Origin of the sequence: Streptomyces sp. NBC_00425, assembly GCF_036030735.1 — a bacterium.
Taxonomy (GTDB): domain Bacteria; phylum Actinomycetota; class Actinomycetes; order Streptomycetales; family Streptomycetaceae; genus Streptomyces.
Map to the genome: position 1 here is coordinate 6,742,101 of NZ_CP107928.1, position 12,791 is coordinate 6,754,891.

11 protein-coding genes are annotated in these 12,791 nt (G+C 69.2%); 6 read left to right on the forward strand and 5 right to left on the reverse strand.

Going from position 1 to position 12,791, the window contains the following annotated elements; all coding sequences use genetic code 11:
• Window positions 1-13: 13 nt before the first annotated feature.
• The 4 genes from chvE to OHS82_RS29510 all read right to left on the reverse strand — a co-directional run bounded on the left by chvE (window position 14) and on the right by OHS82_RS29510 (window position 4,516).
• Window positions 14-1,120: a multiple monosaccharide ABC transporter substrate-binding protein gene (gene chvE, locus OHS82_RS29495; RefSeq protein WP_057583418.1), complete on the reverse strand. Its 1,107-nt coding sequence runs from the start codon at window positions 1,118-1,120 to the stop codon at window positions 14-16.
• Window positions 1,121-1,261: 141 nt separating this feature from the next.
• Window positions 1,262-2,233: a hypothetical protein gene (locus OHS82_RS29500; protein ID WP_057582957.1), complete on the reverse strand. Its 972-nt coding sequence runs from the start codon at window positions 2,231-2,233 to the stop codon at window positions 1,262-1,264.
• Window positions 2,234-2,354: 121 nt separating this feature from the next.
• Window positions 2,355-3,359: a zinc-dependent alcohol dehydrogenase gene (locus OHS82_RS29505; protein ID WP_057582959.1), complete on the reverse strand. Its 1,005-nt coding sequence runs from the start codon at window positions 3,357-3,359 to the stop codon at window positions 2,355-2,357.
• Entirely contained in the window at window positions 3,356-4,516 is a 1,161-nt protein-coding gene (locus OHS82_RS29510) for a mandelate racemase/muconate lactonizing enzyme family protein (RefSeq protein WP_057582961.1), read from the reverse strand. Before OHS82_RS29510 ends, OHS82_RS29505 begins: the two co-directional genes overlap by 4 nt.
• A 258-nt stretch (window positions 4,517-4,774) precedes the next feature.
• Between OHS82_RS29510 and OHS82_RS29515 the strand changes: the two genes are divergently transcribed.
• The 6 genes from OHS82_RS29515 to yjfF all read left to right on the forward strand — a co-directional run bounded on the left by OHS82_RS29515 (window position 4,775) and on the right by yjfF (window position 12,114).
• A complete protein-coding gene (locus OHS82_RS29515) occupies window positions 4,775-5,653 on the forward strand; it encodes an SCO2400 family protein (RefSeq protein WP_328434916.1) in 879 nt (292 codons plus the stop codon).
• A gap of 509 nt (window positions 5,654-6,162) precedes the next feature.
• Window positions 6,163-7,209, forward strand: a complete 1,047-nt coding sequence (locus tag OHS82_RS29520; RefSeq protein ID WP_057582968.1) for a LacI family DNA-binding transcriptional regulator — start codon at window positions 6,163-6,165, stop codon at window positions 7,207-7,209.
• Window positions 7,210-7,342: 133 nt separating this feature from the next.
• Window positions 7,343-8,347, forward strand: a complete 1,005-nt coding sequence (locus OHS82_RS29525) for an ABC transporter substrate-binding protein (protein WP_057582970.1) — start codon at window positions 7,343-7,345, stop codon at window positions 8,345-8,347.
• A 94-nt stretch (window positions 8,348-8,441) separates the two neighbouring features.
• A complete protein-coding gene (locus OHS82_RS29530; protein WP_057582972.1) occupies window positions 8,442-9,974 on the forward strand; it encodes a sugar ABC transporter ATP-binding protein in 1,533 nt (510 codons plus the stop codon).
• Window positions 9,971-11,092: an ABC transporter permease gene (locus OHS82_RS29535; protein WP_057582974.1), complete on the forward strand. Its 1,122-nt coding sequence runs from the start codon at window positions 9,971-9,973 to the stop codon at window positions 11,090-11,092. The genes OHS82_RS29530 and OHS82_RS29535 overlap by 4 nt, the downstream gene beginning before the upstream one ends.
• Window positions 11,092-12,114 (forward strand): galactofuranose ABC transporter, permease protein YjfF, encoded by a 1,023-nt coding sequence (gene yjfF / locus OHS82_RS29540; RefSeq protein WP_057582976.1) that lies wholly within the window; start codon window positions 11,092-11,094, stop codon window positions 12,112-12,114. Before OHS82_RS29535 ends, yjfF begins: the two co-directional genes overlap by 1 nt.
• A gap of 135 nt (window positions 12,115-12,249) precedes the next feature.
• On the opposite strand, the gene OHS82_RS29545 is transcribed toward yjfF, so the two are convergent.
• Window positions 12,250-12,666, reverse strand: coding sequence for an ATP-binding protein (locus tag OHS82_RS29545; protein ID WP_370444210.1), 417 nt, complete (start codon window positions 12,664-12,666; stop codon window positions 12,250-12,252).
• Window positions 12,667-12,791 lie beyond the last annotated feature (125 nt).

A 12,791-nucleotide genomic window follows, 5' to 3' on the forward strand; every position in this document is an offset into this window, starting at 1 on the left:
TAAGGTTCGACGCTTACTTGAGCTGGTCCGCGGTGTAGTAGCCGCCGTCGACGAGCTCCTTCTGGTAGTTCGTCTTGTCGACGCTCACCGGCTGCAGCAGGTAGGCGGGGACGACCTTGGTGCCGTTGTCGTACGACTTGGTGTCGTTGATCTCGGGCTTCTTGCCGTTCAGGGTGGCGTCGACCATGTCCGTGGCGACCTGGGCGAGCTTGCGGAGGTCCTTGTAGACGGTCATCGACTGCTGGCCGGCGATGATCGACTTCACGGAGGCGAGCTCGGCGTCCTGACCGCTGATGACCGGCAGGGGCTTGGCGGCGGTGCCGTAGCCGTCCGACTTCAGCGCGGCGATGATGCCGATGGAGATGCCGTCGTAGGGCGAGAGCACGGCGTCGACCTTGCCGCTCTTGTACGACGAGGTGAGGATGTCCTCCATGCGCTTCTGGGCGGTGGCGCCGTCCCAGCGCAGGGTGGTGACCTGGGTCATCGCGGTCTGGCCGGACTTGACGACGAGCTTCTTGCTGTCGATGTACGGCTTGAGCACGCTCATCGCACCGTTGAAGAAGTACTTGGTGTTGTTGTCGTCGTTGGAGCCGGCGAAGAGCTCGATGTTGAAGGGGCCCTTGCCGGACGCCAGGCCCAGCTTGTCCACCAGGTAGGTGGCCTGGAGCTTGCCGACCTTCTCGTTGTCGAAGGACGCGTAGTAGTCGACGTTCTTCGAGCCGAGGATCAGGCGGTCGTAGGAGATGACCGGGATCTTGGCGTCGGCGGCCTGCTGGAGGACGTTGTTCAGCGACTTGTTGTCGATCGCCGCGATGATCAGCGCCTTGACGCCCTGGGTGATCAGGTTCTCGATCTGCGAGACCTGCTGGTCGGGGTCGTCCTCGCCGAAGACCAGCTTGGTCTTGTAGCCCTTGGCCTTGAGGTCCTTCTCCACGTTGGCGCCGTCGGTGATCCAGCGCTCGGAGGACTTGGTCGGCATCGCGATGCCGATGGTGCCGCCCTTGGCGTCGCCCGCCTTCTCCTCACTGCCGCCTTCACCGGACTGCCCGCAGGCGGACAGGGTGAGGGCGAGGGAGGCGGCTCCGGCTATGGCGGCGAGGGCAGCTCTGCGGTTGCGCATGATCATCATCCTTGATGTGTGTGCAGGGATCGGTCTCGCGCTGGGAAGGACGCTTCCGGAGCGACGCCGGAAAGACCGAGAAGCGATGTGTGGGATTCTGCGCGCCTGTGTCGGCTTCTGTGAAGCAAGGTTTCCGGAACGTTATGACCCGGAGTCGAACCTGTTCAGTTCACCGGGTAGTCGCGAGCCGAGGGGGGCCATGTCGCCGTCCGCCCCGTGACGTGCGAGCAGGTCGAGGGCCAGACGTCCGCGACGCACCCGTTCCCGGGCTGTGGCGAGCGCCACGTCGCGCATGTGGTGGCCGTAAGGGTAGATGCCCGGCGCCTTGGAGAGGCCGAACTTCAGGTAGAGCGGTGCGCCGCGCCGGATCAGCTCGGCGACCTCGTACATCCGAATGTACCCGCCGAGATCGTCGGGGGCCTCGATGTACATGTCCATGGGAGCGGCCGACGCCCGCCGGATCTCCGTGAGATGATCGAGCGTCAGGTCGCTGGGCACGTTGACGGAGTCGGCGCCGAGACGCTCGTACACCGCGTACGCGGCAGGGTTGACGGGGCCGATGAGTGCCGACACCTTCAGCGTCGTGTCGGCCGGGATGACGCCTGCCGTGCGGGCGCGGTGCAGCGTCCACAGCACGCCCTCGTCGGCGACGAGCAGGCATTTGACGCCCAACTCCGTTGCCCGCAGGGCGTCTTCCACGCACCCGGCGACCGCGTCGTGCCCGCGGGCACGCAGTCCGCCGCCCCGGGAGTCGGTGCGGGTCGAGCCGCCGATGTCCCAGGTGCCGCGCGGGCCGGTGAACAGGCACAGCTCGATGTCACGCTCGGCCGTGGAGTCGACCATGTCGGTGATCTCGGCGTCGGTCAGCATCCACACGCCGCTGCCCTGGCTGATCCGGTGGATCGGCACGTCGAGGCGCGAGGCCTCTTTCAGGATGACGGCCAGCGCTTCGGGGCCCTCGCACGAAGGGACCTCGGTGCGCCAGCGACCGCCGCCCGGGAACCCGTGGGGTGAGGCGTCGGCGGGATCGAGAGCGGGCGCGCCCAGGCCGAGCGTGGCGAGCGCCTGCTCACCAGGTCGGCGAGCTGCCGTGGTGGAAGCGTCGGTGGTCACATGCCGTCCTTCGTGTTCGATATGTCGGTCAAGGTTCGCGGCTCAGGTCGTGCTGGGCTGGGTGTACACCGGCCCGGGGCGCGTCAGGACGTCCCGAGCCGGCGTACGGCTTGGCGGAGGCCTACGGCCTGAGCAGCACCTTGCCCACCTTCGGATCACCGGAGCCGACCAGCTCGATGGCATCGGCGAACGCGGTCAGCGGCAGCTCGTGCGTGATGAGCGGCAGCGGATCGAGCAGCCCCGCTCCGAACACCCGGACCGTGTAGGCCCAGGCGTCCGGTGGAGCCCCGAAGACGGTGTGCACCTCCAGTTGGCGGACGACGAGGTCCGTCGGGTCGAGCCCGTCCGCACCGGGCGCCGGGATACCCGTCAGGACGAGCCGACCACCGCGCCTGAGCAGCGAGGAGGCGGTCCGCGCGGCGGTCGTGGACCCGGCGGTCTCGATGACGACGTCGATGTCGTCCGGGAGTTCCTGGTCGCTGGTGCGGAAGTCGGTGGCGCCGAACTGCCGGGAGAGCACCTCCCGGTCGCCGCCCGTGCCCACGACCAGCAGCTCGGCGGGCGAGCCGGCCTTCAGGAACTGCACGGCGAACATGCCGAGCGTCCCGGTGCCGACCACGGCCACCCTCTCGCCCGGCAGGGCGTGCGCCTTGATCGCGGCGGCCGCGACGCAGGCCGCCGGTTCCAGCAGGGCCGCCGCGGTGAGGTCGGCGTCGTCGGGAAGGGCGTGCAGCAGCCGGGCCGGCAGGGTGAGGGTGGCGGCCATCGCCCCCGGCTGTGTGAAACCGGTCTCCTCGTACCCTTCCGTGCACAGTGTCGTCGCGCCCGTGTGGCAACGGTCGCAGACCTGGCAGTTGCGAAAGCCCTCACCCACCACCTTGCGGTCGACGAGCGACGGGGGAACGCCGGCGCCGACCGCCTCGACGGTCCCCGACCATTCGTGGCCGGGGGTCACCGGGTAGCGCACGTACCCCTCGGGCCGGTTGCCGTGGTACACCTCGCGGTCGCTGCCGCAGATGCCGGTCGCGTGGACGCGGACCAGCGCCTCGCCGGGTTCCGGCTGCCGCGGTTCGTGCGGGACGATGCGGTGCTCGCCCGGCGCCTCGACCACGACGGCTGTGCTCACTGCTCGGCGGCCTTCGGCTTGCGCTGTTCCCAGCCCTCGGCCCAGAGGTCGAAGCGCGCCTGCTGCTGCGGGAATTCGGCGGCCGCGTCCACGTCCAGCTCGACGCCGAGACCTGGCGCGTCGGAGAGGTGGAAGTAGCCGTCGATCACTTCGGGCGCGCCCTTGACGACCTTCTTGATCTCCGCGTCGGCGAAGTCGTTGAAGTGCTCGAGGATCTTGAAGTTCGGGGTGGTGAAACCGACCTGCAGGGAGGCGGCGGTGAGGACCGGTCCGCCGACGTTGTGCGGGGCGACGAGCACGTAGTGCGCCTCGGCGGTGGCGGCGAGCTTGCGGGTCTCCCAGATACCGCCGATGTGACCGACGTCCGGCTGGATGATGTCGACGGCCTGGCTCTCGAACAGCTCGCGGAACTCGATGCGGTCGTGGATGCGCTCACCGGTGGCGACCGGGATGTCGACCTTGGCGGCGATCTTCTCCAGGGCCTTCAGGTTCTCCGGCGGGCAGGGCTCCTCCAGCCACGCGGGCTTGAAGGGCGCGAGCTCCTTGGCCAGCCGTACGGCGGTGGCGGGGGAGAAGCGGCCGTGCATCTCCAGCATCAGCTCGGCCTCCGGCCCGATGGCGTCGCGCACGGCCTCGATCAGGGAGACGGCGTACAGGCTCTCCTGGTGGTCCAGCTCGAAGTGGCCGGTGCCGAAGGGGTCGATCTTGAGTGCCCGGTAGCCGCGCTCCACGACGTCCCTGGCGGCCTTGTGGTAGGCCTCCGGGGTCCGCTCGGTGGTGTACCAGCCGTTGGCGTAGGCCTTGACCTTGTCGGTGACCTTCCCGCCGAGCAGCTGCCAGACCGGCACGCCGAGTGCCTTGCCCTTGATGTCCCAGCAGGCCATCTCGACGACGGCGATGCCCGACATCACGATCTCGCCGGCCCGTCCGTAGTCGCCGTACTTCATGCGGCGCGTGAGGTCCTCGACAGCGAACGGGTCGGAGCCGAGAATGTGATTGGCCTCGGCCTCCTTCAGGTAGCCGATCAGCGCGTCGGTGTGACCCAGCATGCGGGTCTCCCCGACGCCCGTCAGGCCCTCGTCGGTGTGCACCAGGACGTAGGTCAGGTTGCGCCACGGCGTCCCGACCACATGCGTGCTGATTCCGGTGATGCGCACGGAAGTAAACCCTTCGGAGCTGTTCGAGATTTCGTCACGCGTTCGAAATGCTGACCAGACAGTAAAGACCGCGTGAGCGGGGTGTCAATGGGGCGAACAGGTATCGCTTTCGACAGTTTCGATGACGCTTTCGGACTTTGGGTCGAGACGTTGTGGGGTAGGTCACTCTAGTTGACGCGCCGTATGGCCGGTTTCCCACACAACTTTCACAGGCGCAACCGGGAACGCGCGCTTGCGGGAACTTAGTCTCTCCGCGTCATGGACTACTGCCACCCGTGCCGACGGCACCTCAACGGCGCCCTCGCCTGCCCGGGGTGCGGCGCACCTGCCGAACAGCTACGCGCGTATCCGCAGGACGCGGACGGGCCGGAGCGGTACGAGCCGGAACCGGCCCGCTACGAGCCGGAACCCCACGGTGACGCGTCGGCGTACGAGACGCCCGGTGACGCGTGGGACGACCGTGCCGCTCATGACGATCGCGAAGCTTCCGGTGAGCGCGACGATTCCGGGGCCGAAAGCGTCGGGCGCGACGGAGGAGACGAGCCGCAGGGGCGGGCCGCGCGCCGCCGGGAGCAGGGCAGGGGCGGCCGACAGAGGCCCGGCGGCGCGCCCGGCGCACCGGACGCGAGTCGTCGCGACCGCAAGGCCTCCGCGCACCGCCGGCGCCGCAGGCGCGTGGTGCTGATCGGCGTCGGCTTCGTCCTGGCGGCGGGCGGCCTGAGCCTGGCCGAGCTGGGCGTGGACGCGCCGGGCTTCTCCTCGCCGGCCGACCCGGCGGTGGCCGGCGGGGAGTCGGCCGAGGTCGACGGGTCCGCGGCGGAGTCGAGTGCGTCCGGGCGGCCCCTGGAGGACCGGTCGGACACCGGCGGGGCCTCGTCCTCCCCGGACCCCTCGGCCTCGGCCTCCGCCTCCGCCTCCGTCTCCGCGTCGGCCTCGCCGTCCCCGACGGCCGGGACCGCCACGCCGGGCCCGGACCGGGAGGCCCAGTCGGGCGCCCGCCCCGGCTCCTCCGGGTCGAAGGCCCCGTCGGACGACGACTCGGGCTCCACCCCGGCCCCCGGCGCGTCGACGCCGCCCTCGTCCCCGAAACCCTCGCCCTCGCAGACCTGCACCCGGTTCCTGTGGTGGTGCTCCTGAGGCTGCCGCCGAGCAGTCCGGAGGCCCCGTCGATGGTTGATTCTGTGCGCAGTTGTGCGGTTGGCCAACGTGTTTGGACATCCTGTCCAGGGCTGCGTGCGGGATGTCCCCCGGGTGGTAAAAGTCGGCCGGCGAGGGCCGTCCGGCGTCCGCGCCGGCCGTGGGGGCCCGCCGTCGGGCCTCCGGCCGACATGGCTGCCGAAACCGTAAATCGGCCTCTGACCTGGCCGTATGTGTCAACGGTGTAAATCGCGTTATGGAACCGTGACGACCATTGCCCGCAATCCTCTTGACCGCCATGAATTGTTAGCGCTCACAATGACCTCCGCGTTCACCAGTCAACGCCCAACGTGGCAAGGGAGGTCGAGCGTCGTGCGCACAGCGTCCCGACTCGTCGTTTCCGTCGCTTCCGTTGGGCCCTCCGGGACCCCGGAGTGACATCCGCGGCGCGGAACACTCCGCCCGCATCGCAGGTCGTATCCACGAACGAGAGCCAAGGAGGGGCGCACGTGGCACACACCAGGCTTCGGCCGCCCACCATGGCCGACGTGGCACGCCAGGCCGGCGTGTCCCACCAGACCGTGTCCCGTGTGCTGGGGGACCACCCCAACGTGCGGGAGGAGACACGGGCCAGGGTGCTCCGCGCGATCGAGGAGATGGGCTATCGCCGTAACTTCTCCGCACGGGCCCTGGCGACCCGGCGCACCCGCACGCTCGGTGTGGTCGCTTCCGACACCACCCTCCACGGGCCGGCCAGCACGCTGTTCGCGCTCGAGGAGGCGGCACGCTCCGAGGGGTATCTCGTCTCGACGGTCAGCCTGCGCAAACTGACCATGGAGACGCTCTCCGAGGCTCTGGACCACCTCAGCGAGGGCGGGGTCGAAGGTGTCGTCGCCATCGCCCCGCAGCGGTCCGCGGTGGACGCGCTGGCCGAACTGCGCCACCCGTTCCCCGTGGTGGTCGTGGGCAGCGGTTCGGGGGTGGACATCCCGAGCGTCAGCGTCGACCAGCACCTGGGGGCGCGGCTGGCGACGGGTCATCTGCTGGCCGCCGGCCACCGCAGCGTCTGGCATCTCGCCGGGCCCGAGGACTGGCAGGAGGCGGCCGACCGGGCCGCCGGCTGGCGGGCGACCCTCGAGGAGGCGGGCGTGGAGCCGCCCATGACGCTGTGCGGCGACTGGAGTCCGCTGTCGGGCTACCGTGCGGGCCAGGAACTGGCCGGCTGGGTGGGCCGGGGGCTGACCGCGGTCTTCGCCGCCAACGACCAGATGGCGCTGGGGGTGTTGCGGGCCCTGCGGGAAGCGGGGGTCCGCACACCGCAGGACGTGGCGGTGGTCGGCTTCGACGACATCCCGGAGTCGGAGTACTTCGCACCTCCCCTGACCACTGTCCGGCAGGACTTCGCGGCGGTGGGCAGGCGCGGCATCGCACTGCTCCTGGAGCTGATCGAGGGCCGTCCGCCCGCCACCACGCCCCGGATCGCGATCGAACCCCAACTCGTCGTCCGCGCGAGTACGTTCCCTCAGACCGCTCAACCGGAGGGCGTGCCCCGCTGACCTACCGTCGGCCGATATGCGCAGCCGTGTGGCCGAAATTCCGAACAATGATCGACAGGCTGGACGCACTGCAGCCGGTCCCCTCAAGTACCAGCAGGTCCGTCCCCGGGCCGGCTCTTCAAAGGAGAAGAACATGCTCAGCAGAAGGAACTTCCTCACCGTTGCGGTCGGCGTGGCGGCGGCGGGCGGCCTGACCGCCTGTGCCAAGAAGGACGACAGCTCCTCCGACTCCTCCTCCGGCGGCAGCAAGACGATCACGCTGGGCTTCTCCCAGGTCGGCTCGGAGAGCGGCTGGCGCAGCGCCAACACCGACTCCGTGAAGTCGGCCGCCAAGGAGGCCGGCTACAAGCTGCAGTTCTCCGACGCGCAGCAGAAGCAGGAGAACCAGATCTCCGCCATCCGCAGCTACATCACCCAGAAGGTCGACGTCATCGCCTTCTCGCCGGTGGTCGTCACCGGCTGGGACGCGGTTCTCAAGGAGGCCAAGGCCGCGAAGATCCCGGTGGTCCTCACCGACCGCTCCGTGGAGACCTCCGACGACTCCCTCTACGTCACGCTCGTCGGCTCCGACTTCACCGACGAGGGCCGCCGCGCCGCCAAGATCCTCGAGAAGGTCATCGCGAAGGCCGGCCTCAAGGCCCCGGTGAAGATCGCCCAGCTGGAGGGCACCACCGGCGCCGCCCCGGCCATCGAGCGCGCCAAGGGCTTCAAGGAGGTCATGGACGCCGAGCACAAGGACGACTGGAAGGTCGTCGTCAGCCAGACCGGTGACTTCACCCGCGCCGGCGGCAAGCAGGTCATGGCGGCCTTCCTGCAGTCCAACCCGGACATCAACGTCCTGTTCGCGCACAACGACGACATGGCCATCGGCGCCATCCAGTCCATCGAGGCGGCGGGCAAGAAGCCCGGCAAGGACATCCTGATCGTCTCGATCGACGGCGTGAAGGACGGCTTCGTGGCCATGTCCGAGGGCAAGATCAACGCCATCGTCGAGTGCAACCCGCTCCTCGGCCCCCAGCTGATGGACGTCGTGAAGAAGGTCAAGAACGGCGAGAAGGTCGAGCGCTGGATCAAGACCAAGGAGGGCGACTTCATGCAGGACCAGGCCAAGGCCGCGCTCCCGAGCCGCAAGTACTGACCGACGCACCCACCGGCAGGGAGCCTCCGGCCGACCGAGCGCCATCGGTCCCGGGGCTCCCTGCGGGCCTGAACCAATCAAGAGGAGCGCTGCCATGGCAGAGCCGCGGCCCGTCCTGGAAATGGCGGGCATAGTCAAGGAGTTCCCGGGGGTACGGGCTCTGTCGGGCGTCGACTTCCGGCTCTTCCCCGGCGAGATCCACGCCCTGATGGGCGAGAACGGGGCGGGCAAGTCCACCCTCATCAAGGTGCTGACCGGGGTGTACTCCCTGGACGGCGGCACGATCACGCTGGACGGCGCGTCCGTGCGTATCGCGAGCCCGCTGCAGGCCCAGCAGGCCGGCATCAGCACGGTCTACCAGGAGGTCAACCTCTGCCCCAACCTGTCGGTGGCGGAGAACATCTTCATCGGCCGTGAGCCCACCCGTATGGGCCGCATCCAGTGGAAGCGGCTGCGCCGGGAGGCCGCGGAGCTGGTGGACCGGCTCGGACTCGACATCGACGTCTCCGCCCCGCTGTCGTCGTACCCACTGGCCGTGCAGCAACTGGTCGCGATCGTCAGGTCGTTGAACACCGGCGGCGGCGACGGACCGGGCACCAAGGTGCTGATCCTCGACGAGCCGACGTCCAGCCTCGACCGCGACGAGGTCCTGCAACTGTTCGCGCTGATGCGGCGGTTGAAGGACGAGGGCGTGGCCATCCTGTTCGTGTCGCACTTCCTCGACCAGATCTACGAGATCTGCGACCGGATGACCGTGCTGCGCAACGGCACCCTGGTCGGCGAGCACATGGTGAGCGACCTCGACCAGGTCGGCCTCGTCCAGCTCATGCTCGGCAAGGCCATGGGCCAGCTCGACGAGCTCCAGGAGCAGCAGCAGCGCGCCGAGGCGGGCGAGGCCCTGCTGCACGCGGACGGCCTCGGCAAGACCGGCCGGATCGCGCCGTTCGACCTGGAGATCAAGAAGGGCGAGGTGATCGGGCTCGCCGGTCTGCTCGGTTCGGGACGCACCGAACTCGCCCGGCTGCTCTTCGGCGCCGACCAGCCGGACACCGGCACGGTGTCCATCGACGGCAAGCAGGTCTCGATGAGCGCCCCGAACGACGCGATCGGCGCGGGCGTCGCCTTCTGCTCCGAGAACCGCAAGAGCGAGGGCCTGGTGCCCGACCTCACGGTGCGGGAGAACATCATCCTGGCCCTGCAGGCCTCACGCGGCTGGACGCGGCCCATCCCGGCCGCCCAGCGCGACGAACTGGTCGCCAAGTACATCAAGGCCCTGGACATCCGCCCCGCCAACCCCGAGGCCAGGGTGGGCCAGCTCAGCGGCGGCAACCAGCAGAAGGTGCTGCTCGCCCGCTGGCTGATCACCCAGCCGAAGCTGCTGATCCTGGACGAGCCGACGCGCGGCATCGACATCGGCGCGAAGGCGGAGATCCAGAAGCTCGTCGTGTCCCTCTCCGAGGACGGGATGTCCGTGCTGTACATCGCGGCCGAGCTGGAGGAGGTACTCCGGCTCAGTCACACCATCGGGGTGCTGCGCGACCGCCGGCTGGTGGCGCAGATCGCCAACGGGCCCGAGATCACCACGAGCCGGATCCTGGAGACCATCGCGAGCGGAGAGCACCAGTGACCACGTCTTCGACCACCTCTTCCCGGTGGCGGGCGCTGACCCGGCACCATCTGTTCTGGCCGGTGGCGGTGCTCGTGCTCCTGCTGCTCGTCAACGTCCCCTTCACGCCGGACTTCTTCTCGATCAAGATGGCGGACGGCCACCTCTACGGCAGCCTCGTGTCGATCGTGCTGTTCGGGTCGCCGCTCATCCTGGTGGCGGTCGGCATGACCCTGGTCATCGCCACCGGCGGCATCGACCTCTCGGTCGGCGCCGTGGTCGCCATCACCGGAGCACTGGCCTGCTCCTACATCAGCGACCAGAAGGACCAGGGCGCGCTGTCCGGAGTGCTGCTCGCCATGGGCCTCGGCCTGCTCGCCGCGGTCGTCTGCGGTCTGTGGAACGGCTTCCTCGTCGCCCGGATGGGCATCCAGCCGATCATCGCCACCCTGATCATCATGGTCGCCGGCCGCGGTGTCGCCCAGCTGATCACCGACGGCCAGATCATCACCATCAACAGTGAGCCGTACAAGCTGATCGGCGGCGGCTACTGGCTGACGCTGCCGTTCTCCATCTTCGTGGTGGCCGCGGTCGTGGCCGTCACCGGGGCGCTGACCCGCCGCACGGCGCTCGGCCTGCTGGTGGAGGCCGTCGGCGGCAACGCCGAGGCGAGCCGCCTGGTCGGCATCAGGTCCCGTCGCATCAAGATCCTGGTCTACATGTTCTGCGCGCTCTGCGCGGGCATCGCCGGCCTGATGATCAGCTCCAACACCTCGGCCGCCGACGGCAACAACGCTGGCCTGTGGATCGAACTCGACGCGATCCTCGCCGTGGTGATCGGCGGCACCTCGCTGCTGGGCGGCCGGTTCTCCATCGGCGGCACGGTGGTCGGCGCCCTCGTCATCCAGACGCTGACCACCACGATCTACACCATCGGCGTGCCGACCCAGACCAACCTGGTCTTCAAGGCCGCCGTCGTCATCGTCGTCTGCCTGCTGCAGTCCCCGAAGTTCCGCGACAAGGTCTTCGGCGCGAAGTTCGCCGCCCGGTTCGGCGCGAAGAGCGGCGCCAAGCCGGCCGCGACCCCGGCGGACCCCGCCGCGGCGACCGAGGCCGCTCCCAAGATGGAGGTGTCGTGATGAGCGCGACCACCCAGAGCCCCACGGCCTCCGACAGCCGTACCCCGTCCAAGGCCGCGCGTCTGCTCGGCGACCGGCGGCTGCCCGTCGGCGTGACGGCCCTGCTGTTCCTCGTGATGTACGGGGTGGGCCTCGGCCGCTACCAGTTCTACGGGTTCGCCGAACCGCAGGTCTTCCTGAACCTGTTCATCGACAACGGCTATCTGCTGGTCGCCGCGGTCGGCGTCACCTTCGTCATCCTGTCCGGCGGCATCGACCTCTCCGTAGGGTCGATGATCGGCTTCACGACGATGTTCACGGCCTGGCTGGTGGAGCGCCAGGGGCTGCCGATCGTCGTCGTGATCCCCATGGCGCTGGCGGTGGGGGCCTTCGGCGGCTTCCTGATGGGCTATGTGATCCACAACTTCGAGATCCAGCCCTTCATCGTGACCCTCGCCGGTCTCTTCCTCTTCCGCGGTCTGTGCCTGGTCATCAGCAAGGAGTCGATCTCGATCGGCGACGCCTCGGTGAGCAGCATGGCCCAGGCGCAGGTGTCGCTGGGGATGGGCTTCGTGTCGATCGGCGCGATCGTCTCGCTGGTGGTCCTCGCCGTGGCGTTCTACGTCCTGCACTACACGCGCTTCGGGCGCCGGGTGTACGCGATCGGCGGCAACGAGCAGTCGGCCATGCTGATGGGCCTTCCGCAGGGCGGCACGAAGATCGCCGTGTACACGGTGAGCGGGTTCTGCTCGGCGCTCGCCGGTCTCCTGTTCACCCTCTACATCCAGTCCGGCGACCCGCTGCACGCCACCGGCATGGAGCTCGACGCGATCGCCGCGGTCGTCATCGGCGGCACGCTGCTGACCGGCGGCTCCGGCTATGTGCTGGGAACCCTGTTCGGCGTGCTGGTGCTCGGTCTCATCAAGAGCATCATCCAGTTCGAGGGCACGCTGAGCTCCTGGTGGACGAAGATCGCCACCGGTGTGCTGCTGTGCGCGTTCATCCTGGTCCAGCGCTTCATGACGACCCGGAAGAAGACCTGAGCCGAAGAGCGGTCCCCGAGCGGTCCCGCAATCACTGAAGCGGTCCTGAGCGGTCCTGAGCGGTCCTGAGCGGTCCTGAGCGGTCCTGAGCGGCCCCGAGCGTGCTGTGCCGGCCGCTCGGGGCCGCTTTCGCCGTCACCCGTCCGGCGACAGGAGGGCGGAGACGCCCGTCTTGAAGGTGACCCACACCGTCTTGCCGACGGCGTGCTCGGTGACGCCCAGGTCGTCCGAGAGCTCCCGGGCCAGGTACAGGCCCCGGCCCGAGCACGCGTCCTCGGTCGGCGGGGCCGCCGGCGCGGGCCGGTCGCCGGTGTCGCGCACCGCGAGCCGCAGCAGATGGCCGTCGAGAGTCAGCGTCACGCAGTACTGCCGGCCCGGGGGCGCGCCGTGCAGCAGGGCGTTCGTGGCGAGCTCCGACGCGCACAGCTTGACGTCGTCTAGCCGGTCGACGCAGCCCCACTCCGTGAGGGCCTGCGCGACGAACGCGCGTGCGGCCCCCACGGAGGTGCGCGTGCGGGGGAATCGACGTTGCCGTGACTGGTGCCGGGACAGGGGCACGGGGGCACCTCCATGGTTCAGGGGCGTCCTGCGGCGAGACCTTACTGTTGTTCGCGAAAGGTAACAAGGTCGCCAGGGGTGGCTGAGGGTGGCTGAGGGTGGCGGTTGGCGGATGAGGC

Excerpts from the sequence above, each read along its gene's own strand:
- chvE (WP_057583418.1), bottom strand. The coding sequence starts at position 1,120 with ATGCGCAACCGCAGAGCTGCCCTCGCCGCCATAGCCGGAGCCGCCTCC.
- OHS82_RS29515 (WP_328434916.1), top strand. The coding sequence starts at position 4,775 with ATGGACTACTGCCACCCGTGCCGACGGCACCTCAACGGCGCCCTCGCC.
- OHS82_RS29525 (WP_057582970.1), top strand. The coding sequence starts at position 7,343 with ATGCTCAGCAGAAGGAACTTCCTCACCGTTGCGGTCGGCGTGGCGGCG.
- OHS82_RS29530 (WP_057582972.1), top strand. The coding sequence starts at position 8,442 with ATGGCAGAGCCGCGGCCCGTCCTGGAAATGGCGGGCATAGTCAAGGAG.
- yjfF (WP_057582976.1), top strand. The coding sequence starts at position 11,092 with ATGAGCGCGACCACCCAGAGCCCCACGGCCTCCGACAGCCGTACCCCG.